Origin of the sequence: Ligilactobacillus salitolerans (genome assembly GCF_003864415.1) — a bacterium.
Lineage (GTDB): Bacteria > Bacillota > Bacilli > Lactobacillales > Lactobacillaceae > Ligilactobacillus > Ligilactobacillus salitolerans.
In genome coordinates, this window is record NZ_BFFP01000005.1 from 75,778 (window position 1) to 97,866 (window position 22,089).

Consider the following 22,089-nt stretch of genomic DNA (forward strand, 5'->3'; position numbering starts at 1 on the left):
TATGACCAAAGCGCATTTTGTGAACCATACGCATTGGGACCGAGAATGGTACTTTACGACAGAAGATGCCCAGGTTTTAAGTGACCAGTTATTCTCAGATGTTTTACAAGAATTGGAAAGTCACCCAGAAGCCAACTTTACTCTCGATGGACAGACATCAATCGTGGATGAATATGTCGCTATGCATCCAGAAGACGTGGACAGAATTAAAGCCTTAGTTGCACGAGGACAGCTTTTTATTGGCCCCTGGTATACCCAGACTGATGCCATGCTGCCCGATGCCGAGTCAATTATTCGCAATTTAGTGATTGGGATAAATGATACCAAGCTAAAATACGGGCAGCCGATGATGATCGGTTACCTGCCGGATACCTTTGGCTTTAACGCCCAACTGCCAATGCTCTTGAATCAGGTGGGGATCAGCGACTTCCTTTTCTGGCGCGGGACAAACTTTAAGCGCCAGATGGACTCTGTTTACTTCAAGTGGCAGGGCTTGGGTGAAAATCAAGTTTACACAGCTAACTTTCCTTTCGGCTATTATACTGGGCAAATTGCTGTCGATTCTAAGCGGCACTTAAAAGAATTTGTAGAGAATCGCCTGGATCCCGGCATTGATTTTTCTGCCGACCATGGCAACAACGAGACGGTTTTACTGCCATCAGGGATCGATCAAATGAATATCGTGCATAACGTGCAGCAGACGTTAGATGAGATCAATCAATACAGCCATAATCAGATCCTTTTGAGCAGTTACCCGCAATTCATGCAGACCTTACGGCAAAATGACGATTTGCCCGCCTATCAGGGTGAGCTGCGTTATCCAACATACTCGCGGGTGCACCGGACGATCGGTTCAGTGCGGTCGCGGATCAAACGGAAAAACTTTGCTTTGGAACAGCAGATCTTGCGCAGAGTTGAACCGCTGCTGGTCATCGCGCAAAAATGCGGGATCAAGGTCTCCAATGGAGTGGTCTTGAAGCTGTGGAAAAAGTTGTTGGAGTGTCAGCCGCACGATACCTTGGGCGGCAGTGTCTCAGATAACGTTGCCAGTGATATCGACCATCGCTTCAAAGAAGGCTTTGAAATCGCGGACGGGATCGAAAACTATATCAAAAAGCGCATCGCCCAGAGACTGAAATTGACCGACCAGCATGTCCTGGTCTTTAATACTGACGCGCGTCCATTTAGCGGTTATAAAACGGTGCAATTTTTGGCTCGCTCCAAGAACATCAAGTTTGCTGAAAAATATCATGCTGCGATCTTAAAAGCAGATTATGTGCCTAAACGGGAAAACATCATGCAGCAAACAGCTAAAGGTTTCGAATTCAAGGATGAACCTGGTTACTATCAATTAACGGTGCGGCTGAAAGTTGATTTTAAGGGTCTCGGTTATCAAGTCGTTGCCTTTCAAGCAGATCAGGCTGCCTTGCCTGAGTTGCAGCAAGTTGAGCAGACGACCATTGAAAACCATGCCTGGAAAGTAGCGTACAATGACGGCCAGTTTACTGGATACGCCAACGGCAAAGTTTATCCCGGGTTGATCAGTATTGTTGATTCGGGTAACGATGGGGACACCTATGACTATTCGCCGCTTCGAGGTGATCAAGAAATTGCTTTGCCTTTGAAAGGAGAAGTCAATGTCCATGCTGTTACTGATTATCAAGAGCTTTCTTTGACCGGGAAATGGCGGCTGCCGCAACAACTCAGTGAGCGCTTGGTCAAGGATCCAAACTGTGGTGAAGTTGCGTACAAACTGACCTTGTCCTTGAGTGCAGACGATGATGTTTTAGCTGGTCGGCTGGAAGTTGATAACCAGGTCCTGGATCATCGCATACGGCTGAAGATCAAGACTGGGATCCAAAGCGACCATGCACTAGCACAGATCCAAGGCGGCTTTCAAAAGACCTTTAACTTGCCGATCGATCCTAATTGGCAAGACGAGTTTGTCGAAAAGCCCGTCAATCTTTATAACTTTGATAAAGTCGTTGGCATGAACGACGAACATGAAGGAATTTTCCTCTTTGCAAAAGGCCTGAAAGAGTATGAGTTAGGGGAACAAGCCTTTTATGTCACTTTGATGGCCACGACTGGTCAATTGGGGAAACCTAATTTGTTGTGGCGTCCAGGCAGAGCTTCAGGCGATACGACCAGTCTCGGGCACCAGATGACCCCCACACCACTCGCAGAAGAGCTGGGGGAAAACACTTTTGAATTTGGTTTGCTGGCTGGCAAGGATCTGCAAGAAAATGAATTAGCTGTTAGAGCCGAACGCTGGCTGGCCGCAGATGTTAGTTACCAGCTCCAGACGCTTAACCTCTTTATTAACCGTTTGGATAATAAAATCTGGGAGATCGAATTTGATGACAGTTTGCCGCAAATTACTGAGCAGGAAACCTTGTTTGAACTTGACCCAGAAGTCACGATCAGTGCACTTTACCCTGCCTATACTGTTAAAGGTGCAGTTGTTTTGCGGTTAGCCAATGAGTCTGCAAAAACGCTCGATCTTTCTGCTTTGTTGGAGCAGGGTTTTATCCCAACCAATGCTCTGGAAGAAACTTTACCCAAGAAAGAAAAGCTGCTGCTTGCACCCTATGATATGCTGACAGTGCTGAAGAAAGATTAGGAGGGCTGAATTATGCGGTTAGGAAGTATCGAGGCTGGCGGGACCAAGTTCATTGTCGCCGTTGCGGATGAAAATTATCGGATCTTGGCACGGCGCAGGATTCCCACGACCACACCAGCAGAAACATTAGCAGCTTGTATCAGCTTTTTTCAGGAAAATCCGGTGAATGCTTTAGGGATCGGCAGCTTTGGTCCCGCAGAAATTAAAAGAGATTCACCGCATTTTGGCACAATTTTGAACACCCCTAAACCCAACTGGGCCCAAGTCGATGTAGTTGGTCCGTTAAAGCAAGCGCTGCAAGTGCCGGCGGCTTTTACGACCGATGTCAATGCATCTGCGTATGGTGAGTATATGCTGGGAGCAGGCAAAAAGGTCAACTCGCTGATTTACTTTACGGTTGGAACGGGGATCGGCGGCGGTGCGATCCAAGATGGACACTTCATTGGCGGCAGGTCACATACTGAGATGGGGCACGCCTTTGTTAAGCCGTATTCTGGCGATGATTTCAAAGGAGTCTGTCCTTATCACGGCAACCAGTGCTTTGAAGGCATGGCTTCCGGTCCTGCCATCGAAGCACGGACCGGTCAACGTGGTGAAGACCTAGAGCGAAGCGCTGATGTTTTCAAGTTGATCAGCTACTATACAGCCCAGCTGGTTTTAGCTGCCTACTTGAATTTCACGCCAGAAAAGATTGTGCTCGGCGGGTCGGTCATTAGCCAAACTGAATTACCGCAAATCAGAAAAGTTGTGCGGGAACTCAATAACGGCTACGTTGATTTGCCAGACCTAGATCAGTTGCTGGTCCTGACTTCAATTCCAGATAATGGCGCAGCAACGATGGGAAATTTTGCTTTAGCGCGACGGCTGCTTGAAGGATAGGCGTGGAGTTGTCTGGAGCAAGAGCCTTTAAAAGCTAACGGCTGGGATAAAGCCTAAGTGCTGTCTAGTCAGATGATGGATTGAACCAAAAATTATTTTGAATTGTAATTGGAGCTATCGGGTGGATCCGGTGGCCCCTTTTTTTATTTAAATTAGGGTGATGTAAAAAGTGCGCCAAAATCTGTTATCGGTAACATCGTTAATGTGACGGGAACCTTGATTTGACGGGCTAGAAAACGATTGCTTCGGTTAATTTGGCAATGCTATCATGAAAATTGTAAATATAGCGCATAGACTAGCGACTAAGGCAGTGGTTAGGTAAGGTCACTGGCAAAAATATGAAAGCAGTAACTGAAGGAGCAAAAAGCAAATGAAAAGAATTTTTGAGATCGATCCTTGGAAGATCGTGACTCACTCGTTAGACCAAGATAATAAAAGGCTACAAGAAAGTATCACCAGTCTGGGCAATGAGTATATGGGAATGCGCGGGATGTTCGAAGAAAAATATTCAGGCGACACTCACCATGGGATCTATCTGGGAGGGGTCTGGTATCCGGATAAGACTAGAGTCGGTTGGTGGAAAAACGGCTATCCCGCTTATTTCGGCAAGGTGATCAACGCGGTTGATTTTGTCAGTGTAGATCTGCAGATCAATGGCGAGTCGATCGACTTAGCCCGTGACCGCTATACCGATTTTGACTTAGAACTTGATATGCAACGCGGGATTTTAAGACGCAGTTTCACTGTGTTTAAGGGTGATGCCAAGGTCCGGCTGCATTCAGAACGCTTTGTTAGTACAGCTTGCAAGGAACTCTACGCGAACCGGTTAACTTTTGAAAATCTTGGGAAAAAAGCGGTTGAACTCAGTATTAGTTCAGTGATCGACGCGAATGTTTTCAATGAGGATGCCAATTATGACGAGCAATTCTGGGATGTTTTAGCCCACCAGGCAAAAGGTCAAGAACTGACCATGACCTCCCAGACCATTCCTAATTCTTTTGGTACACCCCAGTTTATTGTGGCGATGAAGGCTGTCCATCAGACTTCGCTGACTTTCCAGAAAAATGAAACGAGTCCAAAAACTGTTGCGGCTCTCTGGTCAGGTGAGTTGGGCCCTGGCGACCAGGCTGAATTTGAAAAAAAGGTGCTGGTCACGACTTCACGCGATTATCCCAGTCAAGAAAAAATTGAGCTGGCGGCAGAGCGGTTAGCGAGTCAGCAAGGCGGACGTGCTTTTGCGGAACTTTTAGCTGAACATGCAGCAATTTGGGAAAAGCGCTGGGAAAAATCTGATGTTGTGATCGAAGGCAACGCAGAATCCCAGCAAGGGATCCGCTTTAACCTCTTTCAGCTCTTTTCAACTTATTATGGCAACGATGCTCGGTTAAATATTGGACCGAAAGGTTTTACGGGTGAAAAATACGGCGGGGCCACCTACTGGGACACTGAAGCCTTTGCCTTTCCTTTTTACCTTGGAGCAACACCGGCAAAAGTGACGCGGAATCTGTTGCAATACCGGCATGATCAGTTGCCCGGGGCATTCCATAATGCGCAAGAACAAGGGCTTGATGGCGCGCTGTTTCCGATGGTGACCTTTAATGGGATAGAATGCCACAATGAATGGGAGATCACCTTTGAAGAGATCCACCGTAATGGCTCGATCGCCTATGCAATTTATAACTATACTCGCTACACCGGCGATCAGGAATATGTTCATCACGAAGGTTTCGATGTCTTGGTCGGGATCGCCCGTTTCTGGGCCGACCGGGTCCACTATTCTGCGCGTAAAGGCCAGTACATGATCCACGGTGTGACGGGACCAAATGAATACGAAAATAACGTCAATAACAATTGGTATACCAACCTGCTTGCCAAATGGTGCTTAGGGTACACTGACCAGATTGCCCAAGAGGTATCTGATCAGAAATTAGCTGAACTTAGTTTGGACCAAAAGGAGCGGAGTCGGTGGCGAGAAATCAGCAATCAGATGTACTTGCCGGCTGACTCAAATTTAGGGATCTTCGTTCAGCACGATACTTTTCTGGATAAAGATTTGACTCCAGTCAAAGACCTGCCGCAAGATCAGTTGCCGCTCAACCAGCACTGGTCCTGGGATCATATCCTTCGTTCGCCTTACATTAAGCAGGCAGATGTCTTACAGGGAATCTATTATTTTATTGACCAATTTAGTGAAGAAGAGAAGCGTCGCAATTTTGACTTCTATGAACCTTTGACTGTGCATGAATCGAGCCTGTCCGCAGCAACTCATGCTGTGTTGGCGGCTGACCTGCATAAAGAAGATAAAGCCTTTGAAATGTACTCCCGGACTGCTAGGCTGGATCTGGATAATTACAATAATGACACCGAAGACGGCCTGCACATTACTTCAATGACCGGGTCTTGGCTGGCGATCGTGCAAGGCTTTGCTGGTCTGCGCGTCAACGCTGATCACCTGTCTTTTGCTCCGTTTTTGCCTAAAGAATGGACCGCTTATAGCTTTAGAATAAACTTCCGTGGTCGGCTGGTGAGTGTTGCAGTCAATACAGAGGGCACTAAACTTGCCTTATTGTCAGGCGATGACTTAGAGGTCATTTTAAATGGGACTCCAGTTTTCCTTGAAACGGAGGGCAAGTAAATGCAAGGGATCTTGTTTGATGTCGACGGGATCTTGACTGATACCGCGAAATTTCATTTTGCTGCTTGGAGCCGACTGGCGCAAGAAAAGCTGCAAGTTGAGCTGCCTGTAGAATTTGAAAGTAACTTAAAGGGTGTCAGCCGCGTAGATTCCTTAGTGCGTATCATGGAATATGCCGGGATCACAGACCAATATTCACTCGGTCAAATTACTGCGTTAGCCAATGAGAAAAACGCTTATTATGTACAAGCCATCAGCCAATTGACCAAGGCAGATATTTTGCCCGGGATCGTTGCTTTTTTGCAAGAACTTAAAGAGCATGATATTCCTTGCGCGGTTGCTTCAGCCTCTAAAAATGCACCGCTGATCCTTAAAAATTTGGGCTTAAATTCATATTTTGCGGTCATCGCTGATCCTGCCCAGGTCAAACATGGGAAACCCGCTCCAGACCTCTTTTTGGCGGCAGCCCAAAAGCTGCAGGTCCCGATCCAGGAATGCGTTGGGATCGAAGATGCTGTGGCGGGAGTCGCTGCGATCAAAGCCGCCGGAGCCGTCGCTGTGGCAGTCGGGGACAAAATAGAGCTGCAGGCTGCTGATCGGGTCGTTTCTACAACAGCGGATCTAAACTATACCAGCGTCAATGAAGCCTTTCGGCAGTCCAGCAGCAAGAAAAATCTGTCAAGTTAGACCAAAGAAAAAATTTGATTGAAGCACGTCGCAAAAAACCTTATGATTGTTAGAGGAGAGAAACTAGCTAGAAAAGGGGAGTAGTAATGACTACTTTAAAGGATGTGGCTGATCAAGCCCACGTTTCGCGCATGACAGTTTCTCGGGTGATCAATCACCCAGACAAGGTGACAGCTGAAGTCAAGGAGCTGGTCTATCAAGCCATGCAAAGCCTTAATTACCACCCTAATGCAATGGCACGGGCTTTGGTCAATAACCGCACACAAATTGTCAAACTGCTGGTGTTAGAGGAGATGACTACTGTCGAGCCCTACTACATGAACTTGTTGACGGGGATCTCAAAGGAATTAGAAGGACACCAGTACGCCTTGCAGCTGGTAACAGAGAACAGTTTTGAGATCGGCTCCTGTGACGGCTATATTATTACCGGGATGCGCAATGAGGATTATGAATGGATCCGTGAATTAAAGATGCCCTTTGTTTTATTCGGCGAAAACCGCTATGGGTATGATTTCGTGGACTCGGACAACAAAATGGGCGGTGAACTGGGCACTCGTTATGCAATTCAGCAGGGTTATCAGCATCTGATCTATATTGGCATCGACTTAGCCGAACCGTTTGAATATTCGCGCGAAGCCGGGTACCTGCAGGTCATGCAAGAACATGGATTGGAGCCGCGGATCATTCGCAGTGAAAACCACTCTACCCAGATCCAAAATTACATTATGGAACACTGGGCGGATTATGCGGAGAACACGATTTTTATCTGTGCCTCTGACCGGTTAGCATTGGGAGTCGAGCGCGCGATCATTACCATGCAAGGCAGTATTCCTGAGCAATATGGCATTATCGGGCACGACAGCGTCTTTTTGGATCAAGTGGCCTTTCCCAAGTTAACAACGGTTAAACAGGAAGTGGCGCAAATGGGCGGCTTATGTGCCAAAATGCTGCTAAATAAAATCATGCAAAATAATAAACCTCAGGGCAATTGTGTCACCCAACCACAGTTGATCATCAGAGATACAACGAAATGACGGGAATGCAGCTTTTTGAAGCAGCTGGAAATATCTTCCGGCCTGCTTCTTTTTTTACTGTTTTTGTCACTACAAACTGTTACCGATAACATCACAGAACTGCTTGCTTTATCATCTGCCACTCTTTAAATTTAGAATTGGTAAGGCAGGGAGGTCATACTTTTGAAAATGCACTCAAATGCAGAACGGATCATTTATCAAATTTACCCGAAAAGTTTTATGGATTCCAACCATGACGGGATCGGCGACTTGAATGGAATCACTCAGCGCTTAGACTATTTGCAGTCACTCGGAGTCAATACCTTGTGGCTCAACCCAATTTTTGTTTCACCGCAAGTCGACAATGGCTATGATGTCTCGAACTATTTTAGGATCGAACCGACCTTAGGGACGATGGCCGATTTTGAAAAACTGGTAACATCTGTCCATGACCGCGGAATGGAACTGATCTTGGATTTAGTGTTAAACCATACCTCGGACCAGCATCCGTGGTTCAAAGATGCTGTCTCAGATCCCCAGAGCATTTATCGTAATTACTATCTCTGGGATAAAGGGCGTGCGGGGCAAGTCCCCAACAACTGGGCTTCTTTTTTTGGCGGCAGTGTCTGGGAGAAGGATCCAGCAGGAACAGATGAGTATTATTTTCATCTGTTTGATAAGGCGATGCCAGATTTAAATTGGAAAAATCCAGAAGTCAGGCAAGCAATGGTCGACATTGCGAAATTTTGGCTGCAGCGCGGGGTCGATGGTTTTCGCCTCGATGCCTTTATTCATATTGCCAAGGCAGATTTTCGGCAAGATGTTTTTACGGCTGATTCACAGCAACCCCAAATTGCTGACGAATACTACGCAAATTTGCCTCAGGTCCAAGAATATTTGGCTGAATTTGTCCACGCGTTGAAGGAAATTAAGGCAGATGTCTTTATTTTGGGGGAGGCGTCCAGTGCTGACATTGATCTGGTTGAAAGCTATACAGACCCCAAGCGCGATCTATGCGACAGTGTCGTATCATTTCGTTACTTTCAGGATGTACCAGAGCCGCAGCTGATTGACCAATTGCCTGCGGCAGGACAACCGCACAAGCTTGATCTAGCACAGTTCAAACGCACGATGGTCTCTTGGCAAGCGGTTCTTCAGGAGTGGAGTTTACCGACCCTTTATTGGAGTAATCACGACCTGCCGCGGATCCTCGATAAGCTGCAGATCGAGCCAAGCATGCAAACGGATGCAGCTAAGATGCTGGCTGTCTTGATGTACCTGCAACGGGGGATTCCGTGTATCTACTATGGTGAGGAATTAGGGATGACAGCTGGTCAACTGACCGATCCAGCAGATTTTAATGATGAACTTGCAGAGTCGTTTGTCGCTACGGGAACCAGTCATGGTTTTGTACGTGAATCATTACTAGAAAGTCTGTCTGTCAGCCATAAGATGGGGGCACGCTCGGTCATGCAGTGGACTGACGGCGTTTTTGCGGGCTTTTCCAGTCAGACTCCTTGGCTGAATGCTAAAGGCAACGGCAACAGCGTCCTGCTGGAAAAACGAGATCCAGACAGTGTCCTGAATTTTTACGGACAAGTTTTAGCCTTGCGCCAGAAAAAATTATTTACCGAGGGCAGGATCGTCTTTGAGGTCAACGACCCAGACTTGTATGGATATACACGTTTTTGGGAAAAGCAGCAAGCCTATATTATGTGCAATTTAACCGACCATGAGAAGAAAATCAAATTGACCGAGGAACAGTGTGCTAGTCGGGTTAAGTTGAAGAACCGTGCTCAATTTGACCGCACCGCTAATAAGTTGACCTTGGGAGCATATGGCGTGCTGGTATTGGAAGGATAGATATTTCTTTACGGTGTCTCTTGATTGCATGGTCTTAAAAGAGTTAGGGCAGTTTTACAAGAGACGCCTTTAAATACGAGCAATGTGTCGTTTTTCTTAATTTTAGGAGGTAATTATGGAAACTTCAGCTTTATACCATCGCCCAGACAGCGAGATGGCTTACTTAAAAGACGCAACTCATTTTCAGATCCGTTTGCGTACCAAACATAATGATGTTGCCGCAGCAAAACTTTTGTACGGTGATCCATATGGTTCCAAGGTCAATGAAAAAGACGAAGGCGTCTGGGACTATCAAGTCAGTCAGATGCAATTGACCTATCAAACCAGTACACATGACTATTGGATCAGTGAGGTCGTATTACCGCTGCATCGCTTGCAGTATGCTTTTCATGTGATAGGCAAAGATGGGCAAGAGGTGATCTACGATGACCGCCGAACTTATGCGTACAGCCCAGAGGGACTAGCAAAGCTTTCCTGTTTTAGAATGCCTTATCTGCATGAAAGTGATCGAATCACGGCTCCAGAGTGGGTCAAGAAAACTGTTTGGTATCAGATCTTTCCAGAACGTTTTGCCAATGGCGATCACACTAATGACCCAGCCGAAACCTTGCCCTGGGGCAGCGAGGAGCCGACGCCCACGAATTTCTTTGGGGGAGATCTGCAGGGGATCGTCGATCATCTAGACTACCTGGAAGACTTAGGGATCAATGGGATCTACCTCTGTCCGATTTTTACGGCTCATTCTAACCACAAGTACGACACGATCGATTACCTGGAGATCGATCCGGCTTTTGGAACTAAGGAAACCTTAAAGGAACTGGTCGATCAAGCACACGCGCGGGGAATGCGGGTGATGTTGGACGCGGTCTTTAACCATATGGGTGATTTTTCCATGCAGTGGCGTGATGTGCAGCGTTTTGGTGCCAAATCAAGGTTCGCCAGCTGGTTTCACATTCACGATTTTCCTGTCAGTTACACCAAAACGGATAACGATGAGTATGGGAAAGATCTTAACTATGAAGTATTCGCCAATACGCCGCACATGCCTAAGATCAATACTGCTGATCCTGGCGCGCGTAAATATTTGCTCAGTGTGGCGACTTATTGGATCGAGAACTTTGATATCGATGCCTGGCGCTTAGATGTTGCCAATGAAGTTGATCATGAATTTTGGCGTGATTTTTATGAACAGACCCACGCCTTGAAAGAAGACTTTTATGTGTTGGGCGAGGTGTGGCATTCCGCTCAGGAGTGGGTCGGTCACCGCGAATTTGACGCTGTGATGAACTACTGTTACACAGAGCCGCTCATCGCTCACTTTGTTAAACATGAGTTGACTGCACAAGAAATGAGCGACCAGCTGCAAGAACAATTGATGCTTTATCGCGACCAGACGGATCAAGTAATGTTTAACGCGCTGGATACACACGATACCGCGCGGATCTTGACCTTGTGCCAAGGTAATAAAGGATTGACCAAGCAGGTGTTAACCTTTATGTTTACCCAGATCGGTGCGCCTTGCATTTATTATGGGACTGAAGTTGGTCTGGACGGGGGCAATGATCCTGGCTGCCGCAAGTGTATGGTTTGGGATCAGACCCAGCAAGATCAAGAAATGTTCAAATTTACGCAAAAATTGATTCAAGTGCGCAGACACTACAGTGAACTATGGTCCGCCGGACAAATCAAGTTTACCGCGAAAAACGATAATGGCCTGCTGGAGATCGAACGCAGCGATGAACAGCACCGGATCATTTGTCTGTTTAATACAGCTGCGACAGCTCAAGAGTATCAAGCAAAAGGCCAGGTCTTGCTGCAGCAAAACAGCAAAGAAGACGGTCAACTTATGCCGCAAGGATTCGTGCTGTTGCTGGCAGAGTAGGAACAAACTGTTACCGGTAACATCCTGAAAACGATTGCATTAAAGTTTTCGCCAGTGCATAATAATTTGTGGAGAGAATCAGAAACAACAAAAAGGAGTGACTTTCTGATGAAGAAAAGTTTCAAAAAATTGGGTTTGTTGGCTTTAGCAGCTGGAATGACGGTGACATTGGCAGCTTGCGGCAGTGACAAGAAAGATGCCGACGCTAACGCCAAAAAGTCGATCACGGTTTCCGTTGATAAGGGTTATAAGGACTACATCAACGATGTTAAAGGTCAATTTGAAAAAGACAACGGCATTAAAGTTGTGGTCAAGACCCATGATGCTTTATCGACCCTGGATAACCTCAAACTCGATGGACCAGCCGGCAAGGCGCCAGATGTGATGATGGCTCCATTTGATCGGACCGGTGTGTTAGGCAAACAAGGACAGCTTGCAACGGTCAGTTTATCCAATAGTCGTTACAACAAGAAAGATCAAGCATTAGTGACCTTAAAAGATAAGCATTACGGTCAACCAGCAGTGATTGAAACCTTAGTCATGTACTATAATAAAGATCTGGTTTCCCAGGCACCGCAAACTTTCGCAGACTTGGAAAAATTATCCAAGGATCCAAAATTTGCCTATGAAAATGATAAAACTAAGAACGTTGCCTTCCTGACCCAGTGGACGAATTTCTATAATGCTTACGGTGTCATTAAAGGCTATGGCGGCTACATCTTTGGTCAGAATAACACCAACCCTAAAAATCTTGGTTTGAACAATAAGGGTGGGGTTGAAGGTATTACTTATATGGCCAATTGGTTCAAGAATGTCTGGCCAAAAGGGATGCAGTCTACAACTTCTAACGAAAACTTCATCACCGACCAATTTACCAAGGGCAAAACTGCTGTTGTGATCGATGGTCCTTGGATGGCAGCAACTTATAAAAAAGCCAAAGTCAACTATGGTGTCGCTAAGATCCCAACCTTGCCGAATGGTAAAGAATATCAAGCCTTCGGCGGTGGGAAAGCTTGGGTGGTTTCCAACTATTCCAAGAACAAGAGTATGTCTAAGAAATTTGCTGCTTACTTAGCCAATGATAAGAACCAGCAGAAATTCTATCAGGCAACACAAGAGATCCCAGCTAATGAAAATGCACGGACGAAAGTTGTCCAAAATAAAGATGATCAGCTGACACGAGCTGTGATCGCACAGTTTAAAGCAGCTGATCCAATGCCAAACCTTCCAGAAATGGCAGAAGTTTGGACAGGTGCTGAAAACTTGATGGTCAACGCAGCTGCAGGCAAATCATCACCGCAGCAAGTGGCCGACAAGGCAGTTAAGCAGATCAAGGAATCGATCCAACAGAAATACAAAGATTGATCCTAAGCTTTGAGCAAAAAACAGCGCATAAAGGCGTAGCTTTATGAGTTTGGGCCTTACCTCCCAAACTCTTTTATTATGAAGAAACTAAACTTCACCGCTATATTTACAAACAGGCAGAGACTGAAAAGAAGGTTAGTCGCTTCGGGTCGGTTGCTGCTGCTAATTTAAAGAAATGCCCGCTTTTTAGGGTAGAGAGACAAAGGGGAGAAGTAGGATGAAAAAAAATCCCAATAAAGCCATGAGCTTGTCGATCATTCCTGGCTTAGGCCAGTATTACAATGGTCAAAAATTAAAAGCAGGGATCTTTTTAGGCGCCTTCGTGATTTTTGTGATCGAGATGATTTTCTTCGGCGGTGCAGCTTTAAAGGGTCTGTTCACCCTCGGGACCGTTCCGATGCGTGACCATTCCATGTTTTTGATGGTCAAAGGAACGCTGCAATTATTGATTTCAGTGATTTTTATCATGTTTTATGTCTTAAATCTCCGGGACGGAAGAAAGGTCGCCCAAGAGATCAATGCGGGACACGAAGTTCCAATTAGTTTTAAAGAAATGTACCACTCTTTAGGGACAAATAGTTTTCCATACCTCTTGACGATGCCAGCCTACTTGCTGATGATCTTCACAATCATTTTACCGGTCTTAGTGACCTTATTTATGGCCTTTACCAACTATGATTTTGATCATATTCCACCAGCACAATTGATCGATTGGGTCGGGCTGCTCAACTTCAAGAACATGTTCTTCTTAAGCACCTACCGGGCAACGTTTGGAGCTGTCTTTTCTTGGACTTTGATCTGGACATTTTGTGCGACGACCCTGCAAATCGTTTTAGGAATTTTTACCGCCGTCGTTGCTCACCAGGATTTTATTAAGTTTAAACGAGTTTTCGGGATCATCTTCCTGTTGCCTTGGGCTGTACCGGCTTTCGTGACGATCCTGAGTTTTTCCAACATCTTTAATGATTCTGCCGGCGCGATCAATGTCCAAGTTATCCCATTCTTAAATAAGTTCTTCTTTATGCACCTGCCGCAGATCAACTGGATGACAGACCCGTTGTGGACCAAAGTTGCTTTGATCATGATCCAGGGCTGGCTGGGCTTCCCGTATATCTATGTCTTGGTGACAGGGATCTTACAGTCGATCTCAGATGATCTGTATGAGGCAGCGACGATCGATGGCGCAACAGCCTTGCAGAAGTTTAAAAATATTACTTTGCCAGCAATCTTTAGTGTGGCTGCACCAACCTTTGTTACTCAGTACACTTTTAACTTCAACAATTTCTCGATCATCTACCTCTTTAACAACGGTGGACCGGGAGATGTTGGCGGCGGTGCCGGCAATTCCGATATTCTGATCTCTTGGATCTACAAATTAACGACCAATAGTACGCCGCAATATGGGCTGGCTTCAGCGGTGACGATGATCATTTCTGTGATCGTCATTGGCGTTTCGTTGTTAGTCTTCAAGAAAACTAATGCATTTAAAATGGAAGGGTGAGTCGATTGGCTAAACAAGTTCATACTAAAGGAAAAAGCTCGATCAAACGGACCCGCTTTTTCAAACACTTTTTGACCTATTTCTTTATGCTTTTTTTATCCTTGATCATCATATATCCACTCCTGATCACGGTGATGACTGCCTTTAAGAATAGCGATGTGGTGGCGTTTACCCTCAGTTTTCAGGGTCCGTGGACCTTACAGAACTTTACGGACCTCTTTAAGACGACACTATACGGCAAATGGTACTGGAACACGCTAGTTATTTCCTTAGCAACAATGGTGATCCAAGTTGCGGTCGTCACACTTGCTGGTTATACCTATAGCCGCTATAGCTTTGCTGGTAAAAAGTGGTCTTTGACCTTCTTTCTAGTAGTTCAGATGGTCCCAACGATGGCAGCTTTGACCGCCTTTTATGTTTTGGGTATGCTGCTCAACGGTTTAGATCACTACTGGTTTTTAACTTTGATTTACATCGGCGGGGGGATCCCGATGAATACTTGGCTGATGAAGGGCTACTTTGACACCGTACCGTATGATTTCGATGAGTCAGCCAAACTTGATGGTGCCGGGAACTTTACGATTTTCTGGAAAATCGTGATGCCGCTGGTCAAGCCGATGATCGCGGTGCAAGCACTCTGGGCCTTTATGGGACCATTTGGTGATTTTATGACCGCACGCTACTTGTTGCGGGAGGAAGCTAACCTGACCGTGGCAGTCGGTTTGCAGGAGTTTATTTCGGATCCTAAAGACCAGCAGGTTGCCTTATTTGCAGCTGGTGCCATCTTAATTGCTGTCCCGATTTGTGCCTTGTTCTTCTACTTGCAAAAATATTTTGTCACAGGTTTAACAGCAGGCGGTTCCAAAGGATAAAACGGGCAAATACTGTGAGAATTGAGGAGATCAGAACATGATCAAAGAAAGTTTTCCGTTGAACTATTTTGCAAGCTGGTTCAGTCCAGTCAAAATGTTTCGCGGCCGCAAAAGTCTAGGCTGGCTGCAAATTATTATTGTGCTGCTCTTTTTAATGGCACTAAATCTTTTACCTGTTCCAGCATATTTTCAGCGACAGAAGAGCGTACCCTTAGATATTTATTTGCCGCAAGTTCAAAAACTGCTGCAAAAAAATGACAAAGGCTTGGAGCAAGCAGTTCAAAAAGCCGAGTTCACTGCCGAACGGTTTAAATTTGAACAGAGTCAGATAGTTTCCAAGTCGAAAACTAGCATCGTTGGCATTGGATTGTCGGCTAAAAAAATCGGCAACTTTAAGAATGCTGTTGTTCTGAACAATGATCATTTTATTTTTAAAGAAGACGGTCAGGCGGACAAAGTTTACTATTCGGATCACTTCAATCCTCAAACTGGCATCAAACAGCAGCTGGAGCATGAATGGTATCAAAGAAACAAGGGAACGATCACGTTTATGATGCTGCAAAGTATTGGCAGTCTGTTTTTATTAACTAACTTGATTTTTGTTTTCGGCGGAGCTTTTCTGCTTTGGCTGGGCAGGAAGAGCCCATTAGTTACGAAGTCCAGTTTTAAAGAGAATGTTAATTTGATGGTCAACATTTTAGGACCAGTCAGCTTACTGACAGCAATCATTGGTTTCCTAAAATTTGATCTCTCTTTAATGCTGATGTTGCAAATGCTGGGTGCAGTCATAATCATGTTGACAGTCTATGCAAAAACCAAATTTAACGATCATGCTTCGGTCTGAGTAACACAAGAAAAATTGAATAGGGTGGTATAAAATGGTTGAACTTAACTTAGAGCATATCTATAAAAAATATGATAATGCGGATGATTATTCAGTAACAGACTTTAACTTGCACATCAAAGACCGTGAATTCATCGTCTTTGTCGGGCCGTCTGGTTGCGGGAAATCAACAACTTTACGGATGATCGCCGGTTTGGAAGATATAACTAAAGGTGAATTTAAAATAAACGGCAATGTAGTCAATGATGAAGAACCGAAGGACCGCGATATTGCGATGGTCTTTCAGACATATGCCTTATATCCGCATATGACGGTCTACGAGAATATGGCATTTGGCCTGAGGTTACGCAAATATACTAAGGCTGAGATCGATTCTCGGGTCCAGCATGCCGCTGAGATCTTAGGATTAAAAGAGTATCTTGAACGCAAACCAGCCGACCTTTCCGGCGGTCAGCGCCAACGGGTCGCCTTAGGTCGGGCGATCGTCCGCGATGCACCAATCTTTCTAATGGACGAACCGTTGTCCAATTTGGATGCTAAGTTGCGAGTAGCGATGCGCGCACAAATTGCTAAATTACATCAAGATTTAAAAACAACGACGATCTATGTCACTCATGATCAAACGGAAGCGATGACGATGGCGGACCGGATCGTGGTGATGAAAGACGGTAAGATCCAGCAGATTGGCACGCCGCAAGAAGTTTATGATCAACCGGTTAATGTGTTTGTTGGCGGGTTCATTGGTTCACCAGCGATGAATTTCTTCAACGTGACGTTAAAAGACGGATGTATCTATGATGAAGGCCAGAATTTTAACCTGCGTGTGCCTGAAGGGTGTTTAAAAGTTTTGCAGGATAAAGGATATGAAAATCAAAAGTTGGTGTTTGGAATCCGTCCCGAAGATATGCACACGGAAAAACCTTTTCTAGATGCGTTTCCAGAAGCAAGGGTCGAAGCTACTGTTTCTGTGTCTGAACTTTTGGGGTCTGAATCACAACTGTACAGTAAGGTAGGGGAGACAGAATTTGTCTGCAAAGTTGATGCGCGTGATTTTGTCCAGCCTGGGACAAAGGTCATGATGGGTGTCGATTTGAATAAAGCTCACTTCTTTGACCCTCAAACAGAAGTTTCCGTTTATTAGTTTGAAATAGCCAAAAAATGATCTAAAGCCAGTTGTTTTGGTTTTGGGTCATTTTTTCCAATAAATTGGTTGGGTTTTCGCTGGCTGCTCTGTTGGTGATGCTCGTTGGGATGATCCTTTGGCAGAAATTGCCGTTGAAAATTACTGCGATTTTGAGCGTGAATGGGCAGGCCGATGGAGGGAGCAGTCGCGGTTTTACTGTCTTTGGCTTGCCATTTATCTATGCTCATTAATGTACTAGCACAGTGGAAATAGCTGCTTTTGGGCGTACAGACAGTTATCCTGTTTATATCGGCAGGCTATTCGCTTTATCTGCATCAAAAAGGCATTTAGCTGAATTAAATTCAAATAAAAACCATTTGATGAAAGGGCTTTAGTGTGGTACAATATAAATTGTGAAAGAGATAACAAAAAGAACTGGAGGAATTTATATGTCACAGAAAGTTGCAATGGTTACTGGTGGAGCACAAGGGATCGGCGAGGCTATTTCACGGCGTTTGAGCAAGGACGGCTTTGCGGTCGCAATTGCTGATCTGAACGAAGCAAAGGCTGCTGAAGTGGCTGCTGCGATTGAAAAAGACGGCGGCAAAGCTGTTGCGGTCAAATTGGATGTTTCGAATCGGGACAACTTCTTTGCCGCAGTCAGAGATGTAGCTGATCAACTAGGCGGCTTTGACGTTTTGGTCAATAATGCCGGCTTGGGACCAACAACTCCGATCGATACGATCACACCTGAATTATTTGATAAAGTTTATCACATTAACGTGGCCGGTGATATTTGGGGGATCCAGGCTGCTTTGGAACAATTTAGAAAGAACGGCACGGCTGGTAAGATCATCAATGCCACTTCTCAAGCTGGTGTGGTCGGCAATCCTAACCTGTCACTGTACAGCTCAACGAAGTTTGCGGTTCGTGGCCTAACACAAGTAGCAGCACGTGATCTGGCGGAAGAAAATATCACAGTTAATGCCTACGCACCTGGGATCGTGAAGACACCGATGATGTTTGATATTGCACATCAGGTTGGCCAAAATGCCGGCAAAGACGACGAATGGGGCATGCAGACCTTTGCCAAGGACATTGCCTTGAAGCGTTTGTCTGAACCAGAGGATGTGGCTGCAGCCGTTGCATTCCTGGCTGGACCTGATTCTAACTATATCACTGGGCAGACAATTGAGGTCGACGGTGGGATGCAGTTCCATTAATTCAACAAATTAAGAATAAAAATGACTGAAGTTTTGCAGAGAAGTTTCGTTGCAGAACTTCTTTTTTTATTTCAAACGGCTATAATGTTTCAAAAAGGGGTGGGAGCAACGCTAAAAGTAGAAATAATCACTGCTAGCAACCAAGCTGCTTTACGTGTTAAGAATGAGCCATTCCCATTGGTTGGCAAACTGGACGTTGTTCGGCTGCAAAATCAGTGGGCTTATAACATAATGTTTTGTCCAGCCGCGCAAGTTCGGTGGCAAACTTTCCCACAGGAAAAGTACCAATTGGACGAGGTTGTTGCCCAAGGTTTCGCTCTTGGGGCATTTGACGGCCAAAAACCAGTTGGCCTCGGAATTTTTGTAAAACAGAGGAGTCGGTTTCTCTATTTAGCAGACTTGAAGATCAACGGTAGTTACCGTGGGAAGGGGTTGGGAAAACAAATCCTCACAAGTTCTCTGCTGCTGGCGCAGAAATTGGGATATGGCGGGATTTACACAATTGCCCAAGATAACAATCTGAATGCTTGCCTGTTTTACTTGAATTTTGGTTTTGAGATCGGCGGTCTCAATACACGCACCTATGACCATAGTGCCCAAGCGGGAAAGTCAGATGTTTATTTTTACTTTGAATTCTAAAAAACACTGCTTTGCAATTGACATGAATGTCAAAGCAAAACAGTGCTTTTTGATTGGTATCAGGTAGGGCATCAATTTCCAACTAGAAATTATGCGTTGTCAAGTTGCACGCTGAAGAGCTCGTTTAGGATCTCAACGTTTTCTTTGATCGTAGTTGAGGAACTTTCCAGTTCATGTAAAGAGTCCTGGTTCCTGGCAAAACCGCTCAATGCGGAACTGATCTTAGCCCCGGTTTTGCTGGAAGTTTGATCGATGCTGTCGACTTTGTGCACAATATTTTGCAAAGTAGTTTGGATCCGGGAAGAAGATTCATCAACTTCGCGTGAGAGTTTGCGCATCTCTTTAGCAACTACCGAAAAGCCATCAGTATTTTCATTTGTTCGGACTGCCTGTAAAGCTGTATTGACCGAAAGAATATTGGTGTGGTAGGAGATTTCGTGGACGGATTTGGTGATCTCATCAATTTGCTGTGTATCTTCCTTTAGTGCTTCAGTGATTTTCAGATTGTCATTGGAACTTTGCTGCATGGTGTCCATGATCGTCTTGGTATGCTCCATTTGCTGCGTTTGAGATTGGTACATATCATTGATCGTCTCAGTCACATTCATGATATCAGTTAAGGCATTTTTGATCGATGTAGTCTGTGCGGTTTTATCGAAACAGATCTTGCAGATGCCCAGCAGTTTGCCAGCATCATCTTGTAAAGGAAAGTAGTTTGCTTCTAAAAAAACCTTGGCCCCATCGCTGGCTCGACGGACAACTTGGTCTTGGAAAGAGCGCCCGGACAAGAGATTTTGCCAGAAAACTTCATACTCCGGACTGTTGGCGAATTCAGGAAAACACAGGTCACGGTGTCTCATGTGCAAGAGTTCTTCTCTGGAATAGGCTACTGTCTGACAAAATGCGTCCGAGACGTAAGTAATATTGCGTGATGTATCAAAAGTAATGACGGCTAAATTATTGGTAACTGAGTTTAAAAAATTATGACTGATCCCCAAAATTAGTATCCTCTTTTCTCTTCAAGCTGCTGCGATTTTCAGAAAACAAGCACAGGCTTGGTAAATAACATGTCTGCCTTTACTAATCGGAAAGTTTGGAGATTGTTCAAGCAGTAATTTGACTAATTTAACTAAATTAATATGAAAATCTCATCAAAATTTATAAATACATGAAAAACCTGCAAATTATACGCTTCACCTGAATCAAAATAGAAAGCAAGGCGATTAAATCGTTCTTATTTTAGAAGAAAACAGTCAAATTGTATTTTGTTTCCCAAGCGGCCCAGACAAAAAAAGAGCTTCCTCCATGCGGTTTGAGGAAACTCTTTTTGATTTTTGGCTTAGCTACTGTGCCGTATAGCCGCCATCAACCGTGAATTCTGCTCCGGTGGCAAATTTGGCTTCATCAGATGCCAGGTAAACGCACAGATAGGCAATATCTTCCGGTTCGCCAATATGACCCATCGGTGTCTTAGTCCGTTCCGACATCGCTTCGACGATGCCTGGCTGGGTTTCAACCAGCGGTGTTTTGATATAACCGGGATGAACGGTGTTGATGCGAACATCATAATCTTTTAAAGCACAATCTAGGGCTGCAGACTTGGTCATGAGTCTGATCCCGCCTTTTGAAGCATTGTAAGCACCGGTTCCCGGATCCCCGATCAGTCCTTCGATCGACGACATGTTGATGATCGAAGCTCCGTGGGGCTGGTTTTTCATCTGCCGGATCCCTTCGCGTGTTCCGTAGAATGGACCGTTTAGATTGACTGCTTGGATCTGGTCCCACTCAGCATCAGTGATCTCTTCGAAACTTTTGATCATCCCGATCCCAGCATTGTTGACGAGAATATTGACTGTACCAAAAGAATCTTTAGCAAACTTAAAAACTTCTGGCCATTGACTTGAATCAGTGACGTCTTGTTTGAAAAACTTAATGTTGTCACTTTGATTTTGGGCAGTCAGATTTTTAGCGCTGTCTTCATTGATGTCAGTGGCAACGACCTTGGCACCTTCCTTAGCAAATTGATCTGCAATGGCCAGTCCGATCCCGCTGGCACCGCCAGTCACGATCGCAACTTTTCCTGCTAAACGTTGACTCATACAGCTCTCCTCCTTTTTGTTTGTTACATTCTTCACAAATAAATATTAGCATTAATCACTGAATAATTAAAGAAATTGCTTATGTTGAAAATTACTGGAGGTGCTTGACGATCTAGATGAAATCTGACTCGCTTTATCTGCAAAAAGATATTCGGTGCAAAATCCGTTGCTGGAAATAATTTTTCTTCGCTGAGGCATAATTTAGGAAGAGCGGCGGGGTACAAAAAATATTAGCGGGTCTCAGAGAAGCATTTGAGCCAGCTTGGTATATTTTGCACAATGTAAAATTCGGAGCCCAGAGAATAAGTGAAAATTTTTTTGGACAAACTTTCCTATTAAAAGCTTGACATACCAGTGTTAGTGAGCGAATGTTCAGCTTTTAGGAAGTACCATGGATCTCCTTAAAGAAAAACAATTTGATTTATCTGTTGACATACGTGAACTTGGTCACTATAATTTGGCGTAAATTATAAATAACTTATAGAGCGATGAAAAAATGAGTAGTAAATCGTTTGCTATCTTCAGAGAATTCACATTTATGCTGCAAGTGGGTGTTAGCAAGTTTACGAAAATGGTCTTGGAGCGAACAATTGCTAAGCTGTGCAGCGAAGCAAAAGTGGGTACACCCATTATAGTGTCCGAGTCTAGCCGATTTTTGGCTGTACTTGTTGAGGTGTTTGGCGTGAGTCAAGCATAAATTCAGGTGGTACCACGTGTAAATGCGTCCTTGGGTCTTTTTGAGACCTGGGGACTTTTTTTGGTGCGCCCGGCATGGGCAGTAACTAGGCGGTGTGAGTCCGCTGTGAGCCGTAGTGGTCGGTATCACAAGTCGAAGGCAAGG

Annotated in this window: 17 protein-coding genes; 14 read left to right on the forward strand and 3 right to left on the reverse strand. The window is 45.0% G+C overall.

Features of this window, described 5'->3' with window-relative positions:
* Window position 1 precedes the first annotated feature (1 nt).
* The 12 genes from LFYK43_RS02625 to LFYK43_RS02680 all read left to right on the forward strand — a co-directional run bounded on the left by LFYK43_RS02625 (window position 2) and on the right by LFYK43_RS02680 (window position 17,305).
* Window positions 2-2,623 (forward strand): alpha-mannosidase, encoded by a 2,622-nt coding sequence (locus LFYK43_RS02625; RefSeq protein ID WP_124975149.1) that lies wholly within the window; start codon window positions 2-4, stop codon window positions 2,621-2,623.
* Between the two features lie 12 nt (window positions 2,624-2,635).
* Window positions 2,636-3,502, forward strand: coding sequence for an ROK family protein (locus LFYK43_RS02630; RefSeq protein WP_124975151.1), 867 nt, complete (start codon window positions 2,636-2,638; stop codon window positions 3,500-3,502).
* A 370-nt stretch (window positions 3,503-3,872) separates the two neighbouring features.
* Window positions 3,873-6,137, forward strand: coding sequence for a glycoside hydrolase family 65 protein (locus tag LFYK43_RS02635; RefSeq protein WP_124975153.1), 2,265 nt, complete (start codon window positions 3,873-3,875; stop codon window positions 6,135-6,137).
* Window positions 6,138-6,824, forward strand: coding sequence for a beta-phosphoglucomutase (pgmB, locus tag LFYK43_RS02640; RefSeq protein WP_124975155.1), 687 nt, complete (start codon window positions 6,138-6,140; stop codon window positions 6,822-6,824).
* Between the two features lie 86 nt (window positions 6,825-6,910).
* Entirely contained in the window at window positions 6,911-7,858 is a 948-nt protein-coding gene (locus LFYK43_RS02645; RefSeq protein WP_124975157.1) for a LacI family DNA-binding transcriptional regulator, read from the forward strand.
* A 168-nt stretch (window positions 7,859-8,026) separates the two neighbouring features.
* Window positions 8,027-9,700: an alpha-glucosidase gene (locus LFYK43_RS02650; protein ID WP_124975185.1), complete on the forward strand. Its 1,674-nt coding sequence runs from the start codon at window positions 8,027-8,029 to the stop codon at window positions 9,698-9,700.
* A gap of 115 nt (window positions 9,701-9,815) precedes the next feature.
* Window positions 9,816-11,582 (forward strand): glycoside hydrolase family 13 protein, encoded by a 1,767-nt coding sequence (locus LFYK43_RS02655; RefSeq protein ID WP_124975159.1) that lies wholly within the window; start codon window positions 9,816-9,818, stop codon window positions 11,580-11,582.
* A gap of 105 nt (window positions 11,583-11,687) precedes the next feature.
* A complete protein-coding gene (locus tag LFYK43_RS02660; protein ID WP_305775327.1) occupies window positions 11,688-12,947 on the forward strand; it encodes an extracellular solute-binding protein in 1,260 nt (419 codons plus the stop codon).
* Between the two features lie 217 nt (window positions 12,948-13,164).
* Entirely contained in the window at window positions 13,165-14,448 is a 1,284-nt protein-coding gene (locus LFYK43_RS02665; protein ID WP_124975163.1) for a sugar ABC transporter permease, read from the forward strand.
* A gap of 86 nt (window positions 14,449-14,534) precedes the next feature.
* On the forward strand, window positions 14,535-15,320 hold the full coding sequence (locus LFYK43_RS02670) for a sugar ABC transporter permease (RefSeq protein WP_229717908.1): 786 nt from the start codon (window positions 14,535-14,537) through the stop codon (window positions 15,318-15,320).
* 37 nt (window positions 15,321-15,357) lie between these two features.
* The gene (locus LFYK43_RS02675) at window positions 15,358-16,164 is read left to right on the forward strand and encodes a DUF1189 family protein (protein ID WP_124975167.1); all 807 of its coding nucleotides are present in this window, start codon (window positions 15,358-15,360) and stop codon (window positions 16,162-16,164) included.
* 34 nt (window positions 16,165-16,198) lie between these two features.
* The gene (locus LFYK43_RS02680; protein WP_124975169.1) at window positions 16,199-17,305 is read left to right on the forward strand and encodes an ABC transporter ATP-binding protein; all 1,107 of its coding nucleotides are present in this window, start codon (window positions 16,199-16,201) and stop codon (window positions 17,303-17,305) included.
* On the opposite strand, the gene LFYK43_RS13170 is transcribed toward LFYK43_RS02680, so the two are convergent.
* Window positions 17,302-17,535 carry a hypothetical protein gene (locus LFYK43_RS13170; RefSeq protein WP_229717906.1) on the reverse strand — a complete coding sequence of 78 codons (234 nt, stop codon included), beginning with the start codon at window positions 17,533-17,535 and terminating at the stop codon, window positions 17,302-17,304. The two genes, LFYK43_RS02680 and LFYK43_RS13170, sit on opposite strands and share 4 nt — an antisense overlap.
* 201 nt (window positions 17,536-17,736) lie before the next feature.
* Between LFYK43_RS13170 and LFYK43_RS02690 the strand changes: the two genes are divergently transcribed.
* Window positions 17,737-18,510 carry a (S)-acetoin forming diacetyl reductase gene (locus tag LFYK43_RS02690; RefSeq protein WP_124975173.1) on the forward strand — a complete coding sequence of 258 codons (774 nt, stop codon included), beginning with the start codon at window positions 17,737-17,739 and terminating at the stop codon, window positions 18,508-18,510.
* A gap of 84 nt (window positions 18,511-18,594) precedes the next feature.
* Window positions 18,595-19,149, forward strand: a complete 555-nt coding sequence (locus LFYK43_RS02695; RefSeq protein WP_158609175.1) for a GNAT family N-acetyltransferase — start codon at window positions 18,595-18,597, stop codon at window positions 19,147-19,149.
* A gap of 89 nt (window positions 19,150-19,238) precedes the next feature.
* Here LFYK43_RS02695 and LFYK43_RS02700 read toward each other — a convergent pair whose 3' ends face one another.
* Together LFYK43_RS02700 and LFYK43_RS02705 are read right to left on the reverse strand one after the other, a co-directional pair.
* Window positions 19,239-20,147 (reverse strand): methyl-accepting chemotaxis protein, encoded by a 909-nt coding sequence (locus LFYK43_RS02700; RefSeq protein ID WP_124975177.1) that lies wholly within the window; start codon window positions 20,145-20,147, stop codon window positions 19,239-19,241.
* A 345-nt stretch (window positions 20,148-20,492) separates the two neighbouring features.
* Entirely contained in the window at window positions 20,493-21,248 is a 756-nt protein-coding gene (locus tag LFYK43_RS02705; RefSeq protein WP_124975179.1) for an NADP-dependent (R)-specific alcohol dehydrogenase, read from the reverse strand.
* Window positions 21,249-22,089 lie beyond the last annotated feature (841 nt).

Coding starts and splice junctions, on each gene's coding strand:
- LFYK43_RS02625 (WP_124975149.1), top strand. CDS start 2: ATGACCAAAGCGCATTTTGTGAACCATACGCATTGGGACCGAGAATGG.
- LFYK43_RS02630 (WP_124975151.1), top strand. CDS start 2,636: ATGCGGTTAGGAAGTATCGAGGCTGGCGGGACCAAGTTCATTGTCGCC.
- LFYK43_RS02635 (WP_124975153.1), top strand. CDS start 3,873: ATGAAAAGAATTTTTGAGATCGATCCTTGGAAGATCGTGACTCACTCG.
- pgmB (WP_124975155.1), top strand. CDS start 6,138: ATGCAAGGGATCTTGTTTGATGTCGACGGGATCTTGACTGATACCGCG.
- LFYK43_RS02645 (WP_124975157.1), top strand. CDS start 6,911: ATGACTACTTTAAAGGATGTGGCTGATCAAGCCCACGTTTCGCGCATG.
- LFYK43_RS02650 (WP_124975185.1), top strand. CDS start 8,027: ATGCACTCAAATGCAGAACGGATCATTTATCAAATTTACCCGAAAAGT.
- LFYK43_RS02655 (WP_124975159.1), top strand. CDS start 9,816: ATGGAAACTTCAGCTTTATACCATCGCCCAGACAGCGAGATGGCTTAC.
- LFYK43_RS02665 (WP_124975163.1), top strand. CDS start 13,165: ATGAAAAAAAATCCCAATAAAGCCATGAGCTTGTCGATCATTCCTGGC.
- LFYK43_RS02670 (WP_229717908.1), top strand. CDS start 14,535: ATGCTTTTTTTATCCTTGATCATCATATATCCACTCCTGATCACGGTG.
- LFYK43_RS02675 (WP_124975167.1), top strand. CDS start 15,358: ATGATCAAAGAAAGTTTTCCGTTGAACTATTTTGCAAGCTGGTTCAGT.
- LFYK43_RS02680 (WP_124975169.1), top strand. CDS start 16,199: ATGGTTGAACTTAACTTAGAGCATATCTATAAAAAATATGATAATGCG.
- LFYK43_RS13170 (WP_229717906.1), bottom strand. CDS start 17,535: ATGAGCATAGATAAATGGCAAGCCAAAGACAGTAAAACCGCGACTGCT.
- LFYK43_RS02690 (WP_124975173.1), top strand. CDS start 17,737: ATGTCACAGAAAGTTGCAATGGTTACTGGTGGAGCACAAGGGATCGGC.
- LFYK43_RS02695 (WP_158609175.1), top strand. CDS start 18,595: ATGTTTCAAAAAGGGGTGGGAGCAACGCTAAAAGTAGAAATAATCACT.
- LFYK43_RS02705 (WP_124975179.1), bottom strand. CDS start 21,248: ATGAGTCAACGTTTAGCAGGAAAAGTTGCGATCGTGACTGGCGGTGCC.